The organism is Chromatiaceae bacterium, from assembly GCA_024235395.1.
Classification (GTDB): domain Bacteria; phylum Pseudomonadota; class Gammaproteobacteria; order Chromatiales; family Chromatiaceae; genus Thiosocius.
On record JACKMK010000004.1, the window covers coordinates 507,968 to 531,359 of the forward strand.

Annotated in this window: 22 protein-coding genes and 3 tRNA genes; 7 read left to right on the forward strand and 18 right to left on the reverse strand. The window is 61.1% G+C overall.

Translation table 11 applies throughout. The features are described from left to right. Positions 1 to 30: 30 nt before the first annotated feature. Positions 31 to 1,149 carry an efflux RND transporter periplasmic adaptor subunit gene (locus tag H6955_20800; protein ID MCP5316009.1) on the reverse strand — a complete coding sequence of 373 codons (1,119 nt, stop codon included), beginning with the start codon at positions 1,147 to 1,149 and terminating at the stop codon, positions 31 to 33. A 222-nt stretch (positions 1,150 to 1,371) separates the two neighbouring features. On the opposite strand from H6955_20800, the gene H6955_20805 reads away from it, so the two are divergent. Then, positions 1,372 to 1,560 carry a hypothetical protein gene (locus tag H6955_20805; protein ID MCP5316010.1) on the forward strand — a complete coding sequence of 63 codons (189 nt, stop codon included), beginning with the start codon at positions 1,372 to 1,374 and terminating at the stop codon, positions 1,558 to 1,560. A gap of 5 nt (positions 1,561 to 1,565) precedes the next feature. Then, the gene (locus H6955_20810; GenBank protein ID MCP5316011.1) at positions 1,566 to 1,967 is read left to right on the forward strand and encodes a hemerythrin family protein; all 402 of its coding nucleotides are present in this window, start codon (positions 1,566 to 1,568) and stop codon (positions 1,965 to 1,967) included. A gap of 360 nt (positions 1,968 to 2,327) precedes the next feature. On the opposite strand, the gene H6955_20815 is transcribed toward H6955_20810, so the two are convergent. Both H6955_20815 and H6955_20820 read right to left on the reverse strand, forming a co-directional pair. Beyond that, positions 2,328 to 3,545, reverse strand: a complete 1,218-nt coding sequence (locus H6955_20815; protein ID MCP5316012.1) for a radical SAM protein — start codon at positions 3,543 to 3,545, stop codon at positions 2,328 to 2,330. Positions 3,546 to 3,557: 12 nt separating this feature from the next. Further along, complete coding sequence (locus H6955_20820) at positions 3,558 to 4,553, reverse strand: Gfo/Idh/MocA family oxidoreductase (GenBank protein MCP5316013.1); 996 nt, start codon at positions 4,551 to 4,553, stop codon at positions 3,558 to 3,560. A gap of 702 nt (positions 4,554 to 5,255) precedes the next feature. On the opposite strand from H6955_20820, the gene H6955_20825 reads away from it, so the two are divergent. Beyond that, positions 5,256 to 5,903, forward strand: coding sequence for a sulfotransferase family 2 domain-containing protein (locus H6955_20825; GenBank protein MCP5316014.1), 648 nt, complete (start codon positions 5,256 to 5,258; stop codon positions 5,901 to 5,903). Between the two features lie 336 nt (positions 5,904 to 6,239). Here the strand turns inward: H6955_20825 and H6955_20830 are convergent, their stop codons facing one another. Then, entirely contained in the window at positions 6,240 to 7,112 is an 873-nt protein-coding gene (locus H6955_20830) for an FkbM family methyltransferase (protein MCP5316015.1), read from the reverse strand. Positions 7,113 to 7,372: 260 nt separating this feature from the next. On the opposite strand from H6955_20830, the gene H6955_20835 reads away from it, so the two are divergent. Then, positions 7,373 to 8,095 (forward strand): hypothetical protein, encoded by a 723-nt coding sequence (locus tag H6955_20835; GenBank protein ID MCP5316016.1) that lies wholly within the window; start codon positions 7,373 to 7,375, stop codon positions 8,093 to 8,095. Between the two features lie 10 nt (positions 8,096 to 8,105). Here the strand turns inward: H6955_20835 and H6955_20840 are convergent, their stop codons facing one another. From H6955_20840 to H6955_20880, 9 genes are all read right to left on the reverse strand, one after another. Beyond that, positions 8,106 to 9,392 (reverse strand): hypothetical protein, encoded by a 1,287-nt coding sequence (locus H6955_20840; protein MCP5316017.1) that lies wholly within the window; start codon positions 9,390 to 9,392, stop codon positions 8,106 to 8,108. An 803-nt stretch (positions 9,393 to 10,195) separates the two neighbouring features. After that, positions 10,196 to 10,269: transfer RNA gene (locus H6955_20845), tRNA-Cys, on the reverse strand. Between the two features lie 65 nt (positions 10,270 to 10,334). Further along, a tRNA-Gly gene (locus H6955_20850) sits at positions 10,335 to 10,410 on the reverse strand. Positions 10,411 to 10,448: 38 nt separating this feature from the next. Next, the gene (gene pgsA / locus H6955_20855; GenBank protein MCP5316018.1) at positions 10,449 to 11,045 is read right to left on the reverse strand and encodes a CDP-diacylglycerol--glycerol-3-phosphate 3-phosphatidyltransferase; all 597 of its coding nucleotides are present in this window, start codon (positions 11,043 to 11,045) and stop codon (positions 10,449 to 10,451) included. Between the two features lie 5 nt (positions 11,046 to 11,050). Further along, positions 11,051 to 12,874: an excinuclease ABC subunit UvrC gene (gene uvrC, locus H6955_20860; protein ID MCP5316019.1), complete on the reverse strand. Its 1,824-nt coding sequence runs from the start codon at positions 12,872 to 12,874 to the stop codon at positions 11,051 to 11,053. Positions 12,875 to 12,941: 67 nt separating this feature from the next. Beyond that, a complete protein-coding gene (locus H6955_20865) occupies positions 12,942 to 13,583 on the reverse strand; it encodes a uracil-DNA glycosylase (protein MCP5316020.1) in 642 nt (213 codons plus the stop codon). After that, on the reverse strand, positions 13,580 to 14,224 hold the full coding sequence (uvrY, locus tag H6955_20870) for a UvrY/SirA/GacA family response regulator transcription factor (protein ID MCP5316021.1): 645 nt from the start codon (positions 14,222 to 14,224) through the stop codon (positions 13,580 to 13,582). The genes H6955_20865 and uvrY overlap by 4 nt, the downstream gene beginning before the upstream one ends. 118 nt (positions 14,225 to 14,342) lie before the next feature. Beyond that, positions 14,343 to 14,525: a hypothetical protein gene (locus H6955_20875; GenBank protein ID MCP5316022.1), complete on the reverse strand. Its 183-nt coding sequence runs from the start codon at positions 14,523 to 14,525 to the stop codon at positions 14,343 to 14,345. Positions 14,526 to 14,598: 73 nt separating this feature from the next. Then, positions 14,599 to 15,267, reverse strand: coding sequence for a Bax inhibitor-1/YccA family protein (locus tag H6955_20880; protein MCP5316023.1), 669 nt, complete (start codon positions 15,265 to 15,267; stop codon positions 14,599 to 14,601). A 175-nt stretch (positions 15,268 to 15,442) separates the two neighbouring features. Between H6955_20880 and H6955_20885 the strand changes: the two genes are divergently transcribed. Both H6955_20885 and H6955_20890 read left to right on the forward strand, forming a co-directional pair. Continuing rightward, positions 15,443 to 15,532: transfer RNA gene (locus tag H6955_20885), tRNA-Ser, on the forward strand. A 94-nt stretch (positions 15,533 to 15,626) separates the two neighbouring features. Then, complete coding sequence (locus tag H6955_20890; GenBank protein MCP5316024.1) at positions 15,627 to 16,070, forward strand: hypothetical protein; 444 nt, start codon at positions 15,627 to 15,629, stop codon at positions 16,068 to 16,070. Here H6955_20890 and H6955_20895 read toward each other — a convergent pair. From H6955_20895 to H6955_20905, 3 genes are all read right to left on the reverse strand, one after another. Beyond that, complete coding sequence (locus H6955_20895; protein ID MCP5316025.1) at positions 16,067 to 19,171, reverse strand: hypothetical protein; 3,105 nt, start codon at positions 19,169 to 19,171, stop codon at positions 16,067 to 16,069. The genes H6955_20890 and H6955_20895 overlap by 4 nt on opposite strands. A gap of 5 nt (positions 19,172 to 19,176) precedes the next feature. Next, positions 19,177 to 19,314, reverse strand: coding sequence for a hypothetical protein (locus H6955_20900; GenBank protein ID MCP5316026.1), 138 nt, complete (start codon positions 19,312 to 19,314; stop codon positions 19,177 to 19,179). 118 nt (positions 19,315 to 19,432) lie between these two features. Next, on the reverse strand, positions 19,433 to 20,797 hold the full coding sequence (locus H6955_20905; GenBank protein ID MCP5316027.1) for a phage major capsid protein: 1,365 nt from the start codon (positions 20,795 to 20,797) through the stop codon (positions 19,433 to 19,435). A gap of 101 nt (positions 20,798 to 20,898) precedes the next feature. On the opposite strand from H6955_20905, the gene H6955_20910 reads away from it, so the two are divergent. Next, complete coding sequence (locus H6955_20910) at positions 20,899 to 21,273, forward strand: hypothetical protein (protein MCP5316028.1); 375 nt, start codon at positions 20,899 to 20,901, stop codon at positions 21,271 to 21,273. 112 nt (positions 21,274 to 21,385) lie between these two features. Here H6955_20910 and H6955_20915 read toward each other — a convergent pair whose 3' ends face one another. Continuing rightward, positions 21,386 to 21,898, reverse strand: coding sequence for a hypothetical protein (locus H6955_20915; GenBank protein ID MCP5316029.1), 513 nt, complete (start codon positions 21,896 to 21,898; stop codon positions 21,386 to 21,388). 125 nt (positions 21,899 to 22,023) lie between these two features. After that, entirely contained in the window at positions 22,024 to 23,355 is a 1,332-nt protein-coding gene (locus H6955_20920) for a hypothetical protein (GenBank protein ID MCP5316030.1), read from the reverse strand. Positions 23,356 to 23,392: the final 37 nt, after the last annotated feature.

Here is a 23,392-nt window from a genome sequence, read left to right on the forward strand (position 1 = left end):
GCCCGGTCGACTGTTGCGTCGTCGCGTGGCTCATCGCTGATACTTCAGATCGTCGGGGCGGACTTCGGCCTGTTCCTGTTCGGGCAACAGCGAGACCTGCATGCCCTCCACGAGGAACGGCGTCCCGGCGGTGACCACCCGCATGCCGGGTTCGATCCCCTCGAGCACCTCGATACCGTCGCCCACTAGGCGTCCGACCTTCACCGGCCGGGGTGACACGGTGCCGCTGGACGCGTCGACCACCCAGACCTGGGGATCGAGCTTGTAATCGCCCACCACCGCGCTTACCGGGACCGTGAAGACCGCATTGTCGTCGACGACACCGGCCAGGTTCACGGTCACGGTGGCGGTCATCCCGGGCAACACGGTACCGCGCTCCCACTGTTCCATCAGGAAGGTCGCCTCGAACGTCTGGGTGTTCGCATCGGCCTTGGTCGAGATCTCTTTGTACGTCAGCGGAAATTGCCGCCCCGGCTGACCCTCGAACGTGGCGTAGACCGGGATCTCGCCACGTGCCGCCCTCCCGCCTCCACGCACGCTGCGGATGATGGACTCGGGAACGTCGAACTTGACCTCCAGCTGCTCGATGTTCTGCACCAGGACCACCGGCTGCTTGGCCTGCACCTCCTCGAAACGCTCGACGAGGCGGCGCGCCACCATGCCATCGAAGGGCGCCGTCAACTCGGTGTATGCCAGGTCCTGACGGGCCGCCTCCAGCGCGGCACGCGCGTTCTTGAACTCGGCCTCCAGGCGATCAAAATCGCTTCGGGAAATGGCACCGGAATCGACCAGTTCCTTGCCACGCGCGAAGTTCTTTTGCGCTTTGTCGAATGTCGCCTGGCGGTCGTTGACGACAATCTGAAAATCGGTGGGATCGAGGCGTGCCACCAACGCGCCTTCCTGCAGTCGGTCGCCCTCCTTGATCGGCAGTTCCTGCACCGTCCCGGGGATACGGAACGCCAGTTCGGCGCGCCTCGCGGCATCGATGCGTGCGGGAAAGGAACGGCTGCCGCCCGGCCCGGCTTCGCCGATCACGGTCGACTTGACCGGTCTCGGTCCGACTTCGGTTTCCGCGGCCTGCTGCTCGCCGCAGCCGGACAGTGCCCATGCGAGCGGCAGAACCCAAGCGATCGCCCATTTTCTCCGCATGGCGCTGACTCCCTGGTGCTTGGTCGGAAAGATGGCACGGCGATTGTCAACAATGACGGTTGCAGAGTCCAGCTTGGGTGCGCCCTGCCAACCGCGGTCGGCAGCGGGCGGACAGGTGCGGGGAACGGCGCATGCGGCCGACTCTGGCAAGCAGTCGCTGCGGCAGGCCGGCGACGACCCTGCCGCGTCGTTGACGAGCGTTCGGATCCAGGACATTCACAAATGAAACTCGCCCTTGCAGAAGGCGACCTTGGGGCGGACCTGAAACCATCGCAATGGAAAGGCGAAGGCGCGCTGTGGGCTAAAGGTGTGACCTCGGCAGCCCAACTCAACATGACCTGCGTCATAGCCAGCGACAACGGATTGCGTCATGGTACTCAGAATGCCAATCGGCGACGATCCAAGAGGTGAATGCCGTGAAAGATATCGTTTGGGGCGATGTACTGAGCGTCGGAGTCACGGAGATCGACAATGATCACCGAATGCTGATCAATACTTTCAATGTCCTCAATCATGCCGTTGCCGAGGGCAAATCGCGCGACTACCTGGCGGCGGTACTGGAGGAACTGATCAACTGTACCGTTTGGCACTTCAGCCACGAAGAACGCCTGATGCTGCAGTATGCCTACGACGATCTAACGGCACACAAGGCGGAGCACCGCGAACTGATCGAGAGTGCCAGGGAGTTGCAGCAGGAAATCCTGCGAGGCGGAGAAGGCGTGACCGAGGCGAATATCGAGTACCTTGAGCGCTGGCTGACGGAGCATATCTTCACGACCGACATGCGCATGGGCACCTTCCTCTACGAAGCCATGTAAGCGCTCTCCGTCTCGCCTGTCTGCGGATTCCAGATGCAGGGAACAGCCACGTCAAGACGTAGCGCGCCCGGGATTCATGCGTTCCAGTTTCTGTTGTTCACGATTTCAACCATCCGCTGTGCGATGGGTGTCCGCGCGACCAACGCCTGGAAGCTGGCGAAGAGGGCCGGCCGTTCAGCATTTCCACGGGGTGCGCGAATCGCTGGCTGATGCCCAGGGTCCAGCTTGCCCTAGCAGGCCATTGAAATTGGTTTGAGCTCCACGGTCATCTGATCGAGCAAGCCGAATTGGACACCGTCCTGACAGGCGAGCTGACTTCTGCGGGCCGTCGCAATTCCTACCGTAGAACCGACGGGACCATCAAAGAAAAAAGTCTTCCCAGCTGGGTTCGAGTCCGTCTGGCAGCACTGCACGGCCTTCGATTAGATCTTCGAGCCACCAATTGGTGCTGTTGTAGATGCAGGTGACCTCAGCACAGCGGCATTGAGCATCGAACGTGTCCAGCATATCTGCCGTTGCCTCCGTGATGGCAGCCGTTCGCTGAAAATCCGCGTAACCGTTCTTGTCGCCAATCCTGGCCCACTCCACACCGCGGTGTGCCGGGCAGTTGAAAATACCCAGGGGCGTTAGGACCTGTCGTAGGATCTGCATGTGGCAGGTATGCGGCTGCTGCTTGAGATCTGCCCACGACCGGTCGTTGAGGGCGCGAATGTTAGTGGATTCCTTTACCGAGAATGTTTCGTCCTCTAACGCATGGGCCTTGGCGAGTTCGGCGCGGATTTCGTACAAAACGTCGTCAACCGCACGAGTGCAGGTTTTAGGGGCCATCACTTCTGATCCGTCCTGCCAGCGCTCCAGTACGGCCTTATACGTGATGTAGTGGAAGCCTGAGCGCTTGGCCCGGCGTGCCGCATCGACAATCTCTCGGATGTTTTCATGGATTGACGAGTCACCGCGCGTTGTTCCATCCCACACTACGATGAATGAATATCCTATCGATATATCAGGGTTGGCTGCGCGAATTGCCGGCACCTGGCCGCAAATGCTGTCGAGGTTTATCGAATCGTTCACTGGCTTGTGCATTGCACGGAACAGGCTGTTGCTACCCGCATCGAGAGACAATCGAATCCAGTCGCCTTTAGCCAGATCGGGCGCGACCTGCACCAGGCGGTCGCAGCGAGAGCCATTGCTGACAATGGCTACCTGAAGCCCCAAGCTCTTTATGAAGCTGATCATTTCTTCAAAATGCGGATAGAGTGTTGGTTCGCCGCCGCCAATAAGGATTACGGACTCCAATCCTCGCCGCCTCAGTTCGACCAAGGATTGCCGGATTTCATTCTCACGGTGCCGGGCTTTGACGTTTAGCAGGTCCCAGTCGATGCAATGATCACACCGAAAATTGCACGCCGTGGTCAGATCGAGGTTGATCGAAATTGGCCCTATCTCCGGCACTTTGGGACGAGGTGCTCCGCTCCGCCGAGCTTCGGCAACCAACCTTCGCCACGACACATAGCGCGTGAGAAGGTTCGCTACCTTTGGATGTTGGAGCTTTCCGATGAAATTGTGGATATCGTCCAAACTAGCTCTCTATTACTGACTATCAAATGCGTCAGTCATAACGTGCATGCCCATGACTGCGGCGACGACAGAATCAAACGCGGCGGCCCGCCGAACCAGCGACAGGTCACCGATTACGCAATTGCGCTGCGATACCTGCTCGACCCGATCGATTATCTTTGCCAGATGGGTTTTCAATGGATCGTCGAGGGGCACACTGCGAATCCCATCACTCAAATGCATGTGGTAGTTTGCAGGATCCACCAAACGCTGCGCGACATGCCCGTCAAAACTGAGATGGGCCGGCCGGGGGCGCAGATTGGATAGAACAAACTGGCCTGTTACAGACAGCGTCTGCGCGCGCGTTCCAAAATCGAATTTCACGTGGGTGGCCTTTGCGGGCCAGACTATGACTTCGGGCTCGCCTTGGATTGTCGCATCGGCAGGCATCACCGCCTGTGCAACACTGATCACATGGGAAAGACAATCGCGCACGGCAGATGCGCCGACTGTATCCGGCGTAAGCCTCATATCCAGTGCCGTGGCTGTGGCAAGGATCCCAGGATAGAGCGCGTCATAGGCGATGAGCGTGTCGGGCCACTGGCAGTTCTCGGCCAAGATCAAGCCACGCTCGGCAAAACGTTCAACGAGTGCCGCGACACGGTCAGCTGTTCGGCCACCCCATAGGAGGGGTTTCTCGCATACCGTATGACAGCCTGCTCGCCAGGCTGATTCGAGATATTCGGCGTGGTATTCCGGAGGCGTGAGGATGAACACGAGATCTGGCGAGGCCTCCGCCAGCATCCGGTCGACCTGGTTGTAGCAGGCTGGTCGTATCCCGGCGTATTTCAGAACGTCCCTCGCCGCTGTTGCAAGCGTCGCCTCGCAGGTTGTGGTTATGGCAACAACGTCGCAACCTAGCCTTACCAGATCGCGGGCGATGAAAGGACCAAGGCCTTGCCTTGAGCGACGGGCCCCGATCAGGGCCGCGCGCAGGGGCAAATTGTCAGGCCGTGGAGGCAGCGGCATCTCGCTCGGGTACACGGCCGATCGGTTCTTTGCTGCTTTGTCCGGGCGCGAGAGATATAAGCATCACCATCACCCAATGGCTACCCCAAAACGCCGGCGTTCGGACAGCTGCGCCATGGTATGTCGAGAAATCTAGCTCTGTGGGATCGACGACTGCAGGTTTGCCTGCTTTTGGGCAGTGTCGATCAGGGTCCGTGCTGTCTCACTGGCGATCACGCCTTGACCATGGTCTGATATTAGCAGCACATTGCTACTGCGGATTCCTTCCGTGATTAATGTGGAGTAAGTGGCGGCATCCTCAGTCGGCGCCTCGGCCGCTGTTTCGGGAACGACGTGCAGTAGATGCTTTCCATGGATGGAAAAGCATGTCATTTCCGACGTGGGCCGGCCCGAGATTTCGAGGAACAGGTCTTTTTTCCGCGATATCCTGCTGAACGTCTGCTCTGCGATGTGGACGTTTCAGGCGCATCGGCTTAGCCGACCATCGTATTCAAAGGTTGGCATTGGACTTGAGTGTTGCGTGCGCGAAGCGCGTTCTGGCCTATCCTTTTCCTGGGACGTTGCGAAGCGTCGGTCGTCTGCCGGTGTCCAAATGGGTGCTCTGTACTGCGCAGCCGTCGTCGATCGCCGGTGGAGAGACAATTGAAGATTCATGCCATAAACGCCGTGTTTGTCCACATTCCAAGGTGTGGTGGAACGACCGTGAACAATACGATCGTGGCACATGGATTGATTCCAGGACACAACCAACCGTTGAGGTATCCTGACCAGAACCACCATATCCTCTATGGGCATCTGAATATCAATGGCCAGGTGTTAGAACTGGACCATTGTTTTGCGGAACACATACGGCGCTATTTCTGTTCCCCCTACGAAAACGAAACCTTCACGTTTTTTGCCTTCCTGAGAAACCCGGTCGATAGAATCGTCAGCGTTTATCGAGCAGCCAGGCAAATGAACAATTTCAGGATATTGCGCGATTCCAGCGTTAGGAGTTTCACAGAGTTTGTTGACGGCCTGGAGACACTGAAGTTGAAAGGTTATTTCGATGCCGATATGAAAATGAAGATTCCGCACAACGAACTTTCGCATTATGTGCCGCAATCGCATTACGTGCTCGATCGTGACGGAAAGTCGCTGGTCGACGTCTTGAAGAATGTTTCAGACCTGGAATCGACCCTTGGGGAACTCCTGTCCTCGAGAGGAGTGAATGTCAGCAGAATCATGCGGGCGAACGCATCAAGTCCTTCGACAACGGTTGCGGAAGAAGAGATCGAGAAGAATCGTTTGCGGATCCGTGAACTCTACGCCAGCGATTATGATCTGGGCATCAGGTATCCTGAGTCGTGAAGAAATGCCGAGGGAAGTTCAAGTGCCGGGAATCAGTTCCAAACGACCGCGTCGAATTCTTTCGCGGTGACGGCAACTTGATTCTGTGCCGCGAAGTTGCTGGTTTGGCATGGCCACGTTCAACGACTTCGATCGCTCGATCCCGTCACTTCGGACGGAAACTGGTGTCTGCACTGTACTGCAGCATGCATGACCGCTTGACGCATCGGGAACGACAACCCTGCGTGCCTCGGATGAAGTGGACGTTTTCGCGTCTTTCCTTGCAATTTTGAACTGCCCCTTTCAACTTGGCAGCCAACCATTCCAAGTGCTCGCGAATTGGTCAGGGGCGACGAGCTAGCCGCGGTCTTTCTGCGAATCCAGTGGATGGCATGTCGGATCGACGATTTCCGGCAGCGTCTCTACGGTGACCTTTTCATCGTGATGGATGCACACCATGTTGACCGAGATGACGCCGGGGAAGATGTTGTCGTCGTCGCCGGTATAGTTGTCGGGATTGAATAGCGGCGGCGCGTGCCAGTAAAGGCGATAGCCCATCGACATAATCAGCTCTATCAGATCCCTGGAGTCTTCCCGCCGGTCGTTCTCGACATAGAGTATCGGACGATGTCGTGCGATCAGATCTGCAGCACCGCTGATCGCGCTGTGCTCCATACCCTCGACATCGAGTTTCATCAAACGCAGTCGCGGGACATCGATCAGGTCGTCGAGCCGTCGCATTGAGATCGGCCGGCCCTTGTCGAAACCGCGCATGCTGATGCCGCCGAAATTCGCCTCTGCGTCGTAGCGAATGTCCGGCATCAGTATCCGGCCGTTCTCGGCCGATGCCGCGACTTGTAGACACTCAACGTTGACGACACTTTTGAGCGCCATGTTCGCGCACAGCGTTTGAAACACGATCCGCTGCGGTTCCAGCGCGAACACGCGACCGGTGTTCCCGACCAACGCGGACATCGCCAGCGTATGCGTTCCGATATACGCACCTACGTCGACAATGATGTCGCCGGTGCCGCAGACCTGCCGAAACAGTGCCACCTCGAACTCGGCGTATTCGCCGTACCTTTCCATCGATCGGCCGACGTACGAATCGTAGGTGTTGTACAGCACGTAGCCGTGACGGCCGCGGACCAGATTGTTGAATCCCTCCGTGTCGAGCAGCCGTTGCGGTCCTGCGCGCGCAGTCGAAGTGCTTGTTTTGCTGTCAGCCATGAGTTTGTGACATTCCGCGTCGCCTGCTGATCTTCGAATCTACCGCCTCGCGGAATTATTCCCACGGAATGGCAATCGGACATTTTTTGTCACGATGCCGCGCTTGTCTTCGCTGATCAATGCCCGCCGCCTGCAGGAACTCATGTTCCCGGTTTGTTCTATCGGCATGCATCGTACCCGCCCCGACAAGGGATCCTGGCGTCAGGTTTTTTTACAATCCCGGGACCCGCGTTTACGAGAAAGCAACCAATAACAAGCAGTTGCCACGCGGGATTGAATTTTGCTTGGATTATGGGTCAAGGCTCGTCAGCGATCGTGACTCGCGAGAGGGAACAGGGATGGCAAACAAACCAGGCAAAACAATGACAGGGGCAGTGGTCGCCGGCGCGGCATTGGCGGGGGGCGACGCGATATTGTCCGATGCGCACGCGACGATCATCACGACCGTCCAGGAGATTCCGTTCGTCGTGTCGCTGGCTGATTTCGAACCGACCGCCACCACGTCGCCCGGCATCAATATCTTTGAAGAACTGCTGTTCGAAGCCGTCAACCCCAACCCTGCGCTTGGACCACTCCAGGACGTCACCATCGATGTCACGTCCGTCTATGATGTCGAACAGGGCCCGATCCAGGATTGGAGCGCGCACGTCGTGCTGTTTGGGACGACCCTCGCTGACGCAACGCAGCCCGTGACAGTCATGCTCAGCGAAAGCCTTTTGTCGACCGGTCGCTTCACTGCCTCACAGTTTTCGGACGCGAGATTTCCTCTGACGCTCGAAACCACGGTCGCCTTCGATGCCCTCGGACCACGCGACGTATTCGAATGGAGCGGCACGGCCAGGTTGTCGTATGTCTTCGATGACGCCTTTGCGGTTGCGTCTCCCGGCACAGCGACCTTGTTGACCGCTGGGGTAGTGTCGCTGACATTCGGCACCGGGGCCTTTGCGCATCGCCGCAGACGATGGGTCAAGGCATCGGGATGATGCCGGGGCCTCAGGTGCCCGCCCCATGAAGTAACCTGGAAAGCGCATCCGTAACGCGGCGCATCACGTCCTGCCAGTCGCCGGGAAAGCGTTGCCGAAACAATGTAAAAGACGGATACCACGGCGCTCGCTCACTGAATTGCCCGTACATCCAGAAGCTCTCGTACGAAAGCAGAAGCCACACCGGCGTGTTGAGGGTCGCGGCGAGGTGCGGAATGACCGTGTCCGTCGTGATGACAAGGTCCATGACCTCAATGGCGGCAGCGGTGTCTGCGAGGTCGTCGAACTGCGACCCCAGGTCCACGACATGCTCGAGCATCCCGGTTTGCGTCAGCGCTTTCTGGTCGTCGCCTTTGTAAAGGCTGAAAAGCTGTACGCCATCGAGCTCCGATAGCGGCCGGAACGCGTCGGGCGATACGCGTCGTCGGTAGTTCGCGGGCCATGTCAGATTGCCGGTCCAGCAGAAACCTATCCGCAACTTCTCCGCGTATCGCTCGGCGATGGAATCGAATGCCGCCCTGGCTTCCGGCGGGACGGTCAGTTTCACGGGCGGCGGCGGTCCGGCCTTGGCAACACCGGTGCAATACGGCAGGCTGCCAGCCGCAACAGAGAAGTCGAAGCACCTTGCGTCCTCGACAGATGCGGTCACCGCCAACCGCGGATCCAGTGACGCGAAAAGCCGGCTGAGCGGTGGCCGCGCGAGGAGCGTCACCGACGCATCGGCTCGGAACAGGTCTGGCAGAAAGCGCGCCATCGAAAGATCGTCGCCAAGGCCCTGGTCCGGGTATATCAGGAGACGTTTTCCCGCCAGCGGTTCCCCGGCCCAGCGCTGCACCGGCATTGCCTTCGGCAACGCGCCGTGACCCGCTTCCAGTCGAAACTCGAAATCGGCGAATCCGTTCGCATAGTCGCCTGTCATCAGGTAGGCGAATGCGCGCTGGAGTTTGCAGCGGGCGTCGGCGACGCCATGTGCCTCCGCGTCATCGATGAGATCGATCACATCGCCATGCAAGCCGACCGCACTGAGGTCGCCACAGAGTGCACACAGTGTTCGGGTGTTCCGTGCATCTTCGGCGACCAGTGAGCGCCAGACCTCAATGGCCTCGGCGTACCTGCCCGCTCGCGAGAGCACGGCCGCGAATCGCTCGCGAACACCCGGATCATCGGGCGCCAACCGTCTGGCTCGCTGAATCGCATCGAATGCATCGTCCAACCCGCCGGCCTGGGCGAGAAACAAGGCGAAGTTGGCCCAGATATCAGCCCTGTGCGGATGCACTTCGAGCGCTCGTCGATACAAGTCGCCGGCGCGATCCAGATCACCGCGCAATTGCGACCGAACCGCCTTACGAAAAAATGTGTCGCCTGTTGCCACGTCCTCTGCACCTTGCCACGGGTATCAGGCCGACCCGGTCGCACAGTTCCACACTAATCATTGCGCATGGTCGCCATTACATGGATCGTGGCCGACGAGTCGGCCGCATCTGGTGGTTGAAACGCCCTATCTCCGGTCATAGCAGTCGATCTTCCAGCATTACCCCCCGAACCAATGATAATTGCGCGAAGCGTCAGTGTTTGGTGCGATTATTCCAGCGTTCGAAGGCGCAACACTGCCCTCGCCCATTCCACGGCGCGAGTCAGAAGACCGAGACCATGCCCAACCGTCTGTACGGCTCGCCCCTGCGCCCGTCGTTTGTCGCGGAATCGTTTCAGCATCGGCACCGAGAGGTTCGAAACGTAGACGGAGCCAAACCTTTTGACGAGCGACCGAGATCGTCGCCTCTCCCTGGGGAGCGCAGACCGCCGGTATTGCGCCAGCAATTCGGCGACTGTGATGTCTTCGGGTTCTTTGAATGTACCGGGTTGGATACTCGCTTCAACGCCTTTGGCCCACTTGCACGCATGCGCTGGGGGAATCGAAGGTCTTGCGGAGTGCCTTGTGTCCGGTCCTTCGGACTTGAGCCTGAAAACGCATGCCGCGTTTGCAGATTGTCGCCACGAAATCTGTCGACGAGTGCCGCAGGAATGCAGCGGAAGGCGTAAGCCCAAGTGGCAAAGCACCGCCGCGATCCGTGCGCTTCAGGAGAAATCAGCGGATTAGAATGGAGGCCGAGACCGGAATCGAACCGATGTCCACGGATTTGCAATCCGCTGCATGACCACTCTGCCACTCGGCCTTTGTGTCTCACCGTCGGTCGGTGAAAAAAGAAACCCCGCTCGTGCGCGGGGTTCCTGGGTCATCTGGAGCGGGAAACGAGACTCGAACTCGCGACCCCAACCTTGGCAAGGTTGTGCTCTACCAACTGAGCTATTCCCGCCGAACGAGCGCCGTATTCTAGGCATTTGGCGATCTCTGTCAAGCACGTTTCGGCGCTTCCTTGGCCGCACCGCCGGATTGCGCCTCGCCTTTCAGGCTGGGCCACGCCGCGCGCAGGTAGATCGTCATGGACCAGAGCGTGAGCACCACCGCGACGAACAACAGGACTTTTCCGATCCAATAGATCGGCAGACCCCACAGGTCGTCGCGGAAGATCAGCAGGGTGATCGCGGTCATCTGGGCCGCGGTCTTGAATTTGCCGATCTGCGAGACCGCGACCTTGGCCCGTCCACCAATCTCGGCCATCCACTCGCGTAGCGCCGAGATCGCGATCTCGCGCCCGATGATCACGGCCGCGGCGACCGCGATGGAGACCCGCGGATCGGCCTGCACCAGCATCACCAGCGCGGTGGCGACCATCAGCTTGTCGGCGACCGGGTCGAGAAAGGCACCGAGCGCGCTGACCAGCCCCATGCGCCGCGCGAGGTAGCCGTCCAGCCAGTCGGTGAGCGCCGCAAGCACGAACACCGTGGTGGCCGCCTCCCGACCCCAGGTCGACGGCAGGTAGAACACCACGATGAACACCGGGATCAGGAAGATCCGCAGCACGGTCAGCAGGTTGGGCAGATTGTAGATCGGGTTCATTCGTTGCCGTGAAAGGCCGCGTAGATCTCGCGCGCCAGCTTTTCACTGATTCCTTCGACGGTCGTCAGGTCTTCAACCCCGGCCCGCGACAGGCCCTGCAGGCCACCGAACTGCTTGAGCAGCCGCGCCCGCCGCTTGGGGCCGATTCCCTCGATGTCCTCGAGTACCGACCGGGTCGTGGCCTTGCCGCGTCGTTGACGGTGTCCGGTGATCGCGAAGCGGTGCGCCTCGTCGCGGATCTGCTGCACCAGATGCAGGGCTTGTGAGTCTGCAGGCAGTATAAGAGCCTCCTTGCGGCCCAACAAGAACAGCTGCTCCATACCGGGACGCCGGTCCGCCCCCTTCGCGACGCCGGCCAGCCGTACATCCGTCACCTCGAGTTCGGCCAGGACCTCGGCCGCGGCCGCCAACTGCCCCTGGCCGCCATCGATCAGCAGCAGATCGGGAAGCTTGCCCTCGCCGTCGACGAGCCGGCGATAGCGTCGTTGCAGCGCCTGGTGCATCGCCGCGTAATCGTCGCCGGGGGTGATATTGCGGATGTTGAAGCGCCGGTAATCGCTCTTGCTCGGCGCGCCGTCGACGAACACCACGCACGACGCGACGGTCTGCCCGCCCTGGGTGTGGCTGATGTCGAAGCACTCCATGCGCGACGGGGCCCTTTCCAGGCCAAGCGCCCGCTGCAGCGCATCCACCCGTCGCCTCGCCCCGCCGGCGCTGGCGAGCCTCGCGCCCAGCGCGAGCTTGGCGTTTTCGACCGCCATCTTAAGCCAGCGCGCGCGCTCGCCGCGCGGCCGCGACTGGATGGTCACCCGGCGACCGGCCTGCAGGCTCAACGACTCCTCGAGCAACGCACGGTCGTCGGGCTCCGCACTCACCAGGATCTGCGACGGTACGGCCTTCCCGAGGTAGTGCTGCGCAACGAACGCCGAGACGACCTCGCTGGGTTCTGCGCCGTCGCCGCTGCGTGGAAACAGGCTCTTGTTGCCGAGGTTGCGCCCGTGCCTGACGTAGAACAGCTGGATGCACGCGGCACCTGCCTCGACCGCCACCGCAACGATGTCCATGTCACCGCGCTCGCCGCTGACGTATTGGCGCTCCTGAACGGCGCGCAGCGTCGCGATCTGATCGCGCAGACGTCCGGCCTCCTCGAACTCGAGGCGCTGCGCCGCCCGCTCCATCTTGTCCACCCAGCGCTCGATCACATCGGATGCCTTGCCGTCGAGAAACAGTTCGGTGTCGCGCACGTCCTGCGAATAGCGTTCGGGGCTCACAAATGCCACGCACGGCGCCGTGCAGCGTCCTATCTGGTACTGCAGGCAGGGTCGCGAACGGTTGCGGTAGTAGCTGTCTTCGCACTGGCGCACCGGGAACAGCTTCTGCAGCAGCTGCAGCGTCTCGCGCACCGCGCTCGCGCTGGGATAGGGCCCGAAATATCGGCCCTTGGCCTGGCGTGCCCCACGATGGAAGGCGAGCCGGGGGAAGGTCTCGTCGGACAGGAACAGGTAGGGGTAACTCTTGTCGTCGCGCAGCAGCACGTTGTAGCGCGGCTTGTGCTGCTTGATCAGGTTGTTCTCCAGCAGCAGCGCCTCGGACTCGGTATGGGTCGCGGTGATCTCGATCTGCCGGATCTGCGACACCATGCTGGCGATGCGCGCGTTGCTGGCGCGGGTGAAGTAGCTGCCGACGCGGCGCCGCAGGTTCTTCGCCTTGCCGACGTACATCACGTCACCATCGGCATTCAGCATCCGATAGACGCCAGGCCCCTGGGTCAGGGTGCGCAGGAAAGCCTTGTGGTCGAATTGTGCGCCAGCTTCGGTCATATCACGGGTCGGTGCCGGAAAGGATCGCTGCAAGGATGCCAGAACGCGGCCACCGATGGCCGTCCGTTCAGCGTCTGGCGTCGAGCAGCGCGCGTGCCCGCGCGAACACGGCGGCGAACATCTCTTCGGTCAGGCGTCGTGTCTGGGTGTTGTAACGACTGCAGTGGTAGGAATCGAGCAGCGTCACGCCGCGCGGCATTGCATGCTCGGCGGCATGCCCGAAGGGCGCGTGCTTCTGCGCCACACCGAATCCGGCGACGACCGACTTGTGCGCAATCGAGCCAAGCGCGACGACGACACCGCCATCGTCGAATCCGGCGAGTTCCCCGGCGAGAAAATCACGGCAGGTGTTGATCTCCCCGCCGACCGGTTTGTTCTGGGGTGGCAGGCACTTCACCGCATTGGTGATCCGGCAGTCGTGCAGTTGCAGATCGTCGCCGGCACGCGATTCCGGCGCGCTGGCGAAACCGAACCGGTGCAGCGTGCGGTACAGCAGGATACCGGCATAGTCGCCGGTGAACGGACGTCCGGTCGCGTTCGCACCGTGCATGCCGGGCGCCAGACCGACGACCAGCAGACCCGGTTCAGCCGCCCCGAAGGCAGGGACCGGTCGGCAGAAGTAGTCGGGATGCTGCGCCTTCACTTGGTCGAGAAAATCGGCCAGCCGGGTGCAACGCCGGCACCCGGGATCGAATGCCTCCCGCGTCATTGCGAGTTCTCGAGCAGGCCGTGGCGGATCGCGAGATGGGTCAGTTCGACATCGTTCGAGACATCCAGCTTCTCATACAGCCGGTGTCGATAGGTGCTGACCGTCTTTGGACTCAGGAACAGCGCATCGGAGATCTGCTGGGTACCCTGACCGCGCGTGATCATCATCATTACCTGCATCTCGCGCGCCGAGAGTGTGCTCAACGGCGACGACTCGCCACGATTGCGGAAGTTGGCCAGCGTCAGCTTCTGCGCGACATCGCTCGAGATGTAGTGCTGCCCGCGCATCACCATGCGGATCGCCTCGAGCATCTCGTCGGACCCGCTGCCCTTGGAGATGTAACCACGCGCGCCGGCATCGAGCAGCTGATTCGGGAATGGATCGTCGCTGAGCACGGTGACGGCGATGATCTTCACCGATGGAGCCATATGCAGAATCTTGCGCGTCGCCTCGATACCGCCGATTCCGGGCATGTTCACATCCATCAGGATCAGGTCCGGTGGATCGGCACGCACGGCCTTGACCACGTCCTCCCCGTTCGAGTACTCACCGACCACGACCATACCCTCCTGGGTCTGCAGGATGCTGCGTACCCCGGCTCGGAATAGGTCATGGTCATCAACCAGGACGATACGGATCATGGAGTCCAATCAGGCAGTGGGTTCTTATCGCAAATGCCTCTGCGGGCAATAAAATACTAGCACGCCGGCCGGCCCGCGCATCGTGGCCGGGAAGGCGCTCAGCGTCGAGGCCGCGGTCTCACCTGACCGCGACGATCAACAGGATCACCAGGCCGATCACCGCCGCCAGCGGCAAGAGCGCGGCCTGCCAGTCGCCCTTCTCGGCCTTCGGGCTGTTGACCGACCAGTGTTTATACGCCGGCCACAGCACGAACAGCATCATGATGCCGGCGACAACGCCGAGAATCTTCATCCAGTCCATCGTGCCTCACCTCCATTCCGCGCAGAAAAAACCCCGGCGCCGGGCCGGGGTCGCTGCGGACACGCCGTAGCGTTTATTCGTCACCCATGATCCCGAGGATCTGCAACAGGCTGATGAAGATATTGAAGATGCTCAGGTACAGGCCGTAGGTGGCCATGATGTAGTTGGTCTCACCACCGCGCAGGATCCGGCTGGTGTCGAACAGGATGAAACCGCTCATCAGCAGGATGATGCCGCCCGAGACCGCCAGCGACAACGCCGGCATCTGCAGGAACAGGTTGGCGATCATTGCCAGTACCACGACCATCATGCCGGCGAACAGGAAGCCTCCCATGAAGCTGAAATCCCGTTTCGACGTCAGTGCATAGCCGGACAGGCCGAGGAAGATGATCCCCGTGCCGCCGAATGCGGTCGCGATCACCTGCGGGCCGTTTGGCAACGCCAGGTACATGCTCAGCACCGACCCCAGCCCGAACCCGAGCAGGCCGGTGATCAGGAAGATCACCCCGATGCCGCTGGCGGAATCCGCGGTACGCGGCAGCACGAAGATACCGAGCACCATGGCCGCGATCACGGCCACCAGATAGGCGATAGGCGGCACACCGATGGCCATCGAAAGCACCGCCATCAGGGCGCTGAAGCCGAGCGTGGCAGACAGCAACATGTAGGTGTTTTTCAGCACCTTGTTGCTCGACGCCGCCTGGCTGCCACTGTGGGCGATTACGTTCTCGTAACGGTTCATTGCACATGCCTCCTGGGCAATTTTCTCGTAGAAATCAACACTTCAGACCCCTCCGGGCACTGAAAGTTTCGTCGAAGGATAGCGCATTTCTGGGGTCACCCCAACGCCGATTCAAGGCGCAAAGACGGTTGTATTGCAGGGGATTTGCGGTATGCTTCGGCGCCTTGCCGACACCGGAGGGGTGGCAGAGCGGTTGAATGCAACGGTCTTGAAAACCGTCGTAGGTGAAAGCCTACCGTGGGTTCGAATCCCACCCCCTCCGCCAATAGCCTCTTTTAACATTCTGTTTTTTCGGCTTTTTTAGTCGATCAATCCGAATTTGCCCCTGTTTATGCCCCTGTTCTATTCAGGAGTCAGCAATGGATCTATCCACAATACTGACGACCGCCAGCGCTGCTTATGCTCAGATCGAAACGGGTCTGCGACTGATCGGCGAAATGAGGAAGATCACCGATTCGATTGACGATGCGAATCTCAAGTTGACCATCGCCGAGCTGATGAACAGCTTGGTTGAGTCAAAATCCCAAAACGTCGCCCTGAAAGCGGAACTGCTCGAGTTGCAGCAGCAGGTTGCTGTCGAGAAAGAGCTACTTTTCAAAAAAGGTGTCTACTGGCGTCAAGAAGAGCCGGTACCATTTTGCCCGGTATGCTGGGACGAAAGAAAACGATTGATCCACCTCGTCACCGATCACGAATCGTCTTTTGATCCGCGTCATCACTGCAACGTCTGCAAGAACGTTTTTAGAGTGAACCCGGACGCGCCTACTCCCAAGCTGCCCGCGCCGGACCACTGGGACTATTAACCATTGACTTCTCCAAGCCCGGGCAACACGACCTGAATGGTCCTCGGGATCGAATTGGCTGCCGACTGCATGGTCGACGCCGCCGACTGCATGGTCGATGCCGCCTGCGAGATCTGGCCGGCGAACTTCGAGAATGCTGATTCGATGACGTCGCGCAGCGCGGCCGACTCGGTCACGACATCCTGGCGCGCCTGGTCGAGTTTCGCCTGGGCCAGCGCTTCGACGTCCTGCAGGAACCCGATGAACTCCTGGCCCATATCCGCGCGCTGCGAGTCGTCGAGCAATCCATAGGCCGCATTGGTAAGCCGGTCAATTTCGGCGACCGTTTCTTCGATCCTGGTCGGGTCCATCATGCTATCGAGCGAAGCGGCGAGCGCTTCGGCCTGGCCGCGAATCCGATCGTACTTGCCCTCTTGGTCGAGCAGGTCGAGCGTGATGCTCTCGATGGTGCCCCCAAGCGTCTGCTCAATCGACGCCGCCGCCGCGTCCAGCTGGCCGAGCAGCTGCAGTTCGATCTGCATGCGGTTCGCGTTGGCGTCGGCGAGCGCCTGGACCGAGCTGACCGAGGCATCCAAGCCGGCCGCCAGGTCGCGAACCGCCATGCCCTGCTCGAAGTACGTGTCGGTCAGCGAGCGGCTGCTCATCTCAACCTGGCGCTGATACTCGCTCAGCACGTCGACGTCGAGCTGCGCTGAGATCTGCGCGAGCGTGGACGTCATCGCGATGAGATCTTCGGTCGATCCGGAGAACTGCGCTGTGACCGCCCGGAAGGCGTCACCGATTACGCCAGACATCTCGGCAACGACGACTTGCATCCGATCAGCGATCAGGCGCGCGAGATCTTCGTCACCCAGCCCGTCCAGGTCACGCAGCTCGCCCATGAACCCGTGCAGGCGCGAGGTCGTCGACGAAACCTCGCTCTCGGACATCAGCGACGCGATCGTGTTGTCGAGCGCGACGATCGTGGACAGCAACGCCTGCCAGGATTCGTCACCCGCATCCATGCCGTGCGATGCCGCCCGGAACCCTACCCGGCCGAACGCCGACGTCTGATAGACGTTGTCCTCGAAATACTCACCGCCCGTCTTCAGGCCGACGCGAGGATCGGTCTTGTCCTTGAACAACCCGGACAGCAGCGGCACCGCCAGGGCCAGCGGTGCCAGGTAAGGCGCAGCGGCGCCCAAGGCCGCCCCGAGATTCCCGGCACCGAGCGCCGAGGTCGCGAAGTTGGCTGTCGCACCGATGCCGCCGAAGTACCCAGCCCCCTGGATGATCGACGATCCGGCGCTCAGCCCGCCGAGCAGATTGGCTCCACTGAACAGGCTGGAGAGTCCGCCGACCCCCGCCGCGGTACCCGCCGACGCTGCCCCGGGCAGAGCCAGGCCAAGCCCACCGGCCGCAGCCCCGACCAGCGGCCTTGTCAGATGCGCGTGCAAGACCTCCGCTCCCAGGTCGCGCAGGGTATCCCGGATTGCTTCGAACGTCGTCTCAGCACCGCCCAAAACACTGCGCCACATGGCGGTAAACGATGTGTCGATCCGCCTGATCGCCTCGTCGAACGCTGCAGCGAGATAACCGACCCCCTGGGCGGCTTCCTCGACCGCCTCGTCCATGCCGGCCAGCTCGTTCTGCTGGTTGTTGAGCGCGTCGGTCCATTCATCCAGCGAGATCCGCCCGTTGTCATAGAGCAGCTTCAAGTCGGCCTGCGCGCCCTGGTACTTCACGATGTTCGCGAACCCGTCGTCGTACCTCGCCTGCAGCTTGTCGAGCTTCTCGGCGAGTTCCTGGGCGGCCTTGGCGCCCGCCTGGTTCGCAGTGTTGGCCTTCTCTTGTTCTTTGCGGTACGGGATCACGATCTGAAGCACGTCTTCCGTGCCCTGGGTCAGCTCGTAGATCCGATCGTCGACGTCCACCATCGCGAGCGCCGCGTCATCGTAGGTAGCGGCAAGCGTCTGCATCTCCGTGTGCCACTGGCGGAGGTAGCGGAGCTGTTCGTCTTTTGGCAGCGCGCTGGCGAGATTGAGTTCTCTGTTCAGGTCGAACGGGTTCGAGAAACCCGCTCGCCGGTTGGCGCTGGCAACGCCCAATTCGACCCGCTGGCCGAGTTCGTCAGCGGCGTCGGTCGATGCCAATGCGCCAGCGACCAGACCGGCCGCCCGCAGGTGGGGGCTTGCCGTGGCCAGACCGACCAGGAATCTCCCAGTGAGCGCGCCGCCGATCGTTTCCAGCGTGTCGATGATCGACTCTCGGTTCTCGATGACCCATTTGAACGCTGACCCCATCCCCTCGCCGATGTCCTGCAGCGACTGCGCCATCTCGGGCGAGATCGCGTTCGAGAATTCGTCGATGTCGGTCCCGAGCCCGGTGAGCAGACCCTCTTGCAGATTGACCCGAATGACCTTGTTCAGCTTGTCGAGTTCGTCGCTGATCGCCTCGGCCTTGGCCAGATTGTCAGACGACAGCACGATCCCCAGACGTTGCGCCTCGTCGCCGTATTCGCGGAGCCCTTGCCGCCCATCGCGCAGCACGCGCGTCAGCACTCGCCCTTCGGAGTCGAACGCCTTGAACGCGATCCGGGTGGCCTCCTGTTCGTCCTTGGCGTTCTTGATCGCGTCGGCGATCTCCAGGAAGGTTTCTTCGGTCGAACCGAGCGACAGCCCGAGCTCGTCGGAGATCTTCACCAGCTCGCCTTGTCCGTGCCGGGCCTCGCCGATTCGTCGCGTCAGGCGCTCCAAACTGGTTTCCAGCACGCCGACCGGGATGCTGGCCTGGCTGGCAGCAAACTGCCATTCCTGCAGCGACGTCGAGTTCACGCCGATCTGGTTGGACAATTTCGCGACCTTGTCCGCCGCGGCTACGGTATCCGTCGCGAAACGCGTCATCGCGCCAATAGACAGCGCCCCGCCGAGCAGCCCAAGGCCAGCGACCGCACTGCGCGCCATTCGATCGAGCCGGTCGAAACTCTTGTCCACCTTGGTCAGATGCCGGTCGACATTGCGCTGGAAACTGCTGACGGTTTCCTCGCCGCGCTTCATCTCGCGGCGCAGCTGCTCCGTGGTAGCATCGATTCGGACCAGCAGGTCTTCGTAAGAACCGGGCATCGCGGTTACCTCGTGATTAGATCGGTCAGGTCGAGCCCGCGCTGTTCAGCCCAGCGCCGGCATTTCTTGAGGGCGCTCGCCTCTATCTGGCGGACGCGTTCAGCGGACAGCCCGAGCACGTCGCCGACCTCAGCCAGCGTCATTGCCCAGACCACAGGGGGTGGTTTGCGTGTTGCGGGTGGGCGGTAGAACCCGAGTTTCCAGGCTGCGTCGATCCCCTCGGCGATCTCGGCCGCCGAGGGGATACGCGTCAGGTCTGGATTACGCGGGGACAATCCCCGTCACCATCGCGAACGCTGCCGGATGAACCAGCGCCACGTCGGCGCGCAGATGCGCGACAAACGTAATCGTCAAATCATCGGCCAAGGTGTGCCTCAACACTTCGATTCGGAGCCCCTGACGGACGCCGATCAACAATTGCTTGAAGTCGCCAGTGATGATCCGGCTCGCGTTGGTTGCGGTGCCGTGGGATTCGTCGACCGGGAGGTTGGTGCTGTCCATGAACGGCACGTCGTTGATCACCTTTGGAGCCATCAACGGTTGACCGTCGGTGGCGGTCAGTCCGGCAAACGCGAACTTGGTACGCGGTGCCATGAGACACGCCGTCGGCTCCGGTGCATTGGCATCGGCAATAGCCTGGAACGCCTGCAGCAGTTCCCCGTAGCCACTCAGGGCCGCGCCGTCCGTGCCCATGCTGACTTCATTGACACCCGTCACGTTGGCCACGCCTTCGGGCTCGGGCGCGGTGCCGGATCCGAACAACGCGACGCGGTCCATCTCGACAGCGAAGGCACCGGCCAACGCGGTGCGGAGTGCGTCTTCGATGTTCAAGCTGTCCTGCAGCAGCTCCAGCGAGACGGGCAGCTTGACGGCCAGACTGCGCGCAACGAACTCGACCTTGTCGAACGTCGGCTCAGACTGGGCAACCGCGCCCAGCTCGGCGCGCCATGCGGCGGTCGGGTCAGACGTGATCCGGGCAATGCTGGTTTTCTCCGTCGATAGAGGAACGGTTCTCGCACCAGCCTGAATAACGCGGGTCCGGGCGCGCATCAGGTCGATGAACTGCCGGACCAGGTGTTCCGGCACGGTCACGCCGCCTGCCGAATCCAAACCCTCTTGAAGCGCGCGGATCGCCAGATCGTTGCGCGTACCGGCACCGGCCATCGCGCGCATCAACGAACCGATGTGCAGATCACGAAAGTCGCCGCCGTCAGCACTCGATAGCCGGTCTTCAGGCGCGAGCACTGCAACCGGTCGGCCGTTCGCGTCGACCCAGCCCGTAACCGAACCGCGGCCATCGACGGGCCGACCAAACGCGGCAGCGGCTTCGTCGTTCAGCTCGCGCTGCCGGGCGGCTTTGTCTGCGGCATTGCCCAAGGAGTCGGTGACTTCGACTAGCGCGTCGAAGGCGACCTTTTCAGTGTCACTCAAGGCGGGCTTGTCAGCGAACGGCCTTGCCGCATCGACTACAGCGCGACGCGTCCTGTTGAAATCGTTGGGGTGCGGCGGATCGGCGACGCTCCGCCCTTCCATCTTCCGCTCAAGCTTCACCAGCAGATCGTTGATACCGGGCGCATGCTCCATCAGCGCCGAGCGTTGGTGATTGGTTAGATCCAGATACCACATGGTTTGAATGCTCCGTTCAGTGGGGCATCCGATGGGCGCACGCCATCGGCCCCCGAGATAAACAAGGGTTCCGATAGCTGAGGCCCGCGCGATGGCGCTGTGTGGGCGGCGGCTACCTGCGATGGGTCAGAACAGCGGCTCTAATCAATCGCGCCAGGTGCAGTGAATCATGGCTTTTCGAGCTGTGCATCTGGTATTTTTCAGCCGAACAGTTCGCGCTCCAGGTGGTCACGTTCGGCACGCAGATCGATCAGGACTTCGTCGGTGGTGCGACCGTCCGCGAATTTCAGCGATGCGAGAAAATCATCCTCGGCTTCGAACTTCGCGATCTCGGCGTTCAGGAAATCCAGCCGACGAAACAGCGGCTTCTTTCGGCGAGCAGCAATCTCGCGACATTTCGGCCCGCAATAATCTGGTCGCCGGCCAGTCGCGCCGTCGCGTGCCGTTGGGCTTCCACAAATCAAACAATTTCGTGATGCCATGATTGTTTCTCAGTCAGTACCGGGATCGTGGAAACCTGCGGTCGTAAGAAGCGTGACACCCGACCGTTCTACGGCTGGCGGCTCCAGAGTTTGCTCGCCCCCCCGGTCACGCAGCTGGCGGCTCGTCATCGCCCGACGGCTGTGGGTCTGAATGTTCAGTGAAGACATCACGCACCGGTTCCAGCCGTTCGTCGAGCCGCGGGAAAGTCATCAGGAATGCCATGGCGTTGACGGTGCTGTAACCGAACGGTGGCTTGTATTCCTTCACGTCGCCGGCCGCTGCCCAAGGGTCAGCGTTGACCACTTCACGGAACTGCCAGTTGCCGTTGCGCAGTTTGATCGGTTCCAGGTTGCGCGACCGCGCCATGCTGATGATCTTGGCATCATCGATCACGGTCAGATCCTCGAAGTCGAGTAGATCGCGCAGATCCTTGGCGAACCGCGACAGGTTTTCCTGCCCGTGGATTGAGACGAACCAGGTTATCGCGCACGCCTGCAGCGCCGACCCGATGGCGATCGGATCGTATCCCATGTCCCCGAGCTTCAGCGTGAAACGGTTCAGCGCTTCGGTGACCTTCAGCGTTTGTTCTTCCAGGGCTTGGTGTTGATCGGCAGTCATGGTGCAGTCCTCGGTTGGTCAGTGGATGCTTTGCACGGTTTTCAAGGGGATGCTGGGGTATCTATGCGCGCGCGCACGCGTAAGGGGGTGGAGTCCCCTTGTTAAAAGCGTGCAAAACGTACACATCACTTGATGAACCTCACGCCCTTGATATGGATCGGGGCGGACGCATGCGGACGCTGAAACTCAACGCCCGCACCTTCGAGCAGTGCCAGCGCCTTGTTGCGCCCCGGTGCCTTGTGGCCGGTTTCAGCGCACCAGTTCTTGAACGCCGGATAGAACTCTGATTTCAGCGGACACAAGCCGAGCGATAGGCTGTCGTCGAGATTCACCCACTCGTCATCGTGTAGGAACTGCTCGACCGGATTCGCCTCGCGACGCCAGCGCGCCATAAGGCCGCGGTGTGCGTTGGTCTCCATGAACCGCCCGGCGCGCGCAAGTTTCACAGCGCCTTGGCAAGCCCAGTACAGGACCGCGGGTAACTCGTCTGCGATGATCCGCTCGGCAAGGTCGGGGATGCGCTTCTCGCGCGGGATCGGGTTGCGAAAGTCCAGACAGATCCATCGGGCAAAGAATGCGTCTGTACGATCCCGGGTGACCGGCAGGCTGTTGCCCGCAAAGACGTGCGTGGCTGTGTTTCGAAAGAACACCGGCCGGTGCGTTGGGTGCCGACCGGCGACCAGGTCGCGGCCGACGATGTTCTTGAAGTCCGCGGCGGGCAGCGGCCTGTCGGGATCGACCTCGCCGACGATGTTGAGCAGCCGGCCTGCCAACTGCACGGTGTAATACTCGGAGTCCCATCGGTAAGGCGACAGCGCCGAGACCGATGCCGGATCGAATATCGCTTCGAGAATCCTCAACACGGTCGACTTGCCGGTACGCCCGGGCCCGAGAAACAAGAACACCAGATGCCACAGCGCGACGATGCCGAACAGCGCACCGCCGAACATCTGCTGCAGCAAGGCGATTTGCTCCGGGTCGAGTGCGTTGTCCAGTAACCCCTGGAACAATGGCATCTTGGCTTGCTTGTCCGGCGAGGCCGGAAGCATGTACTGCTGGTGGTGTGCCGGCGTCAGCGCCGCCTTGGATATTCCCGCGGCCTTCACGTCCAGCTGTATGAACCCGGTCGGCGTGCACACCCCTGTGGCCGCGTGCTCGAAAAATTCATCGTCCCGCTGCAGATCCCGAACATGATCAGCGATCGCCCGGTAATGGCCCCGGGTGCGACACAGTTTCTGACCGTTGACGTTCTCGCCGATGAATTTTTCGAGCTGGTCAAACGGACGCCATAGACCAGCGCTGTCGACCCGATACAGCACGCCATGCACAAACACAGGCGGCTGGCCGTCGAGCGCGGTCTGTCGGCGAATGACAGTCACAGCGATTTCGTGATGCGAGCTGTCGATGGTCGCCATAGTCGGCGCGAGCCCCGACGGCTTGGGCATCTTTGCGGCCATCAACGCGCCCTCCGAACAGAAACCGGATGCAACTCCG

What these genes read in the sequence shown, in the direction of transcription:
- H6955_20820 (MCP5316013.1), bottom strand. Translation starts at nt 4,553, where the DNA reads ATGCCGCTGCCTCCACGGCCTGACAATTTGCCCCTGCGCGCGGCCCTG.
- H6955_20895 (MCP5316025.1), bottom strand. Translation starts at nt 19,171, where the DNA reads ATGCCCGGTTCTTACGAAGACCTGCTGGTCCGAATCGATGCTACCACG.
- H6955_20865 (MCP5316020.1), bottom strand. Translation starts at nt 13,583, where the DNA reads ATGACGCGGGAGGCATTCGATCCCGGGTGCCGGCGTTGCACCCGGCTG.
- H6955_20800 (MCP5316009.1), bottom strand. Translation starts at nt 1,149, where the DNA reads ATGCGGAGAAAATGGGCGATCGCTTGGGTTCTGCCGCTCGCATGGGCA.
- H6955_20920 (MCP5316030.1), bottom strand. Translation starts at nt 23,355, where the DNA reads ATGGCCGCAAAGATGCCCAAGCCGTCGGGGCTCGCGCCGACTATGGCG.
- H6955_20805 (MCP5316010.1), top strand. Translation starts at nt 1,372, where the DNA reads ATGAAACTCGCCCTTGCAGAAGGCGACCTTGGGGCGGACCTGAAACCA.
- H6955_20880 (MCP5316023.1), bottom strand. Translation starts at nt 15,267, where the DNA reads ATGAACCGTTACGAGAACGTAATCGCCCACAGTGGCAGCCAGGCGGCG.
- uvrC (MCP5316019.1), bottom strand. Translation starts at nt 12,874, where the DNA reads ATGACCGAAGCTGGCGCACAATTCGACCACAAGGCTTTCCTGCGCACC.
- H6955_20900 (MCP5316026.1), bottom strand. Translation starts at nt 19,314, where the DNA reads ATGACGCTGGCTGAGGTCGGCGACGTGCTCGGGCTGTCCGCTGAACGC.
- H6955_20875 (MCP5316022.1), bottom strand. Translation starts at nt 14,525, where the DNA reads ATGGACTGGATGAAGATTCTCGGCGTTGTCGCCGGCATCATGATGCTG.
- H6955_20905 (MCP5316027.1), bottom strand. Translation starts at nt 20,797, where the DNA reads ATGTGGTATCTGGATCTAACCAATCACCAACGCTCGGCGCTGATGGAG.
- H6955_20830 (MCP5316015.1), bottom strand. Translation starts at nt 7,112, where the DNA reads ATGGCTGACAGCAAAACAAGCACTTCGACTGCGCGCGCAGGACCGCAA.
- H6955_20890 (MCP5316024.1), top strand. Translation starts at nt 15,627, where the DNA reads ATGGATCTATCCACAATACTGACGACCGCCAGCGCTGCTTATGCTCAG.
- uvrY (MCP5316021.1), bottom strand. Translation starts at nt 14,224, where the DNA reads ATGATCCGTATCGTCCTGGTTGATGACCATGACCTATTCCGAGCCGGG.
- H6955_20915 (MCP5316029.1), bottom strand. Translation starts at nt 21,898, where the DNA reads ATGACTGCCGATCAACACCAAGCCCTGGAAGAACAAACGCTGAAGGTC.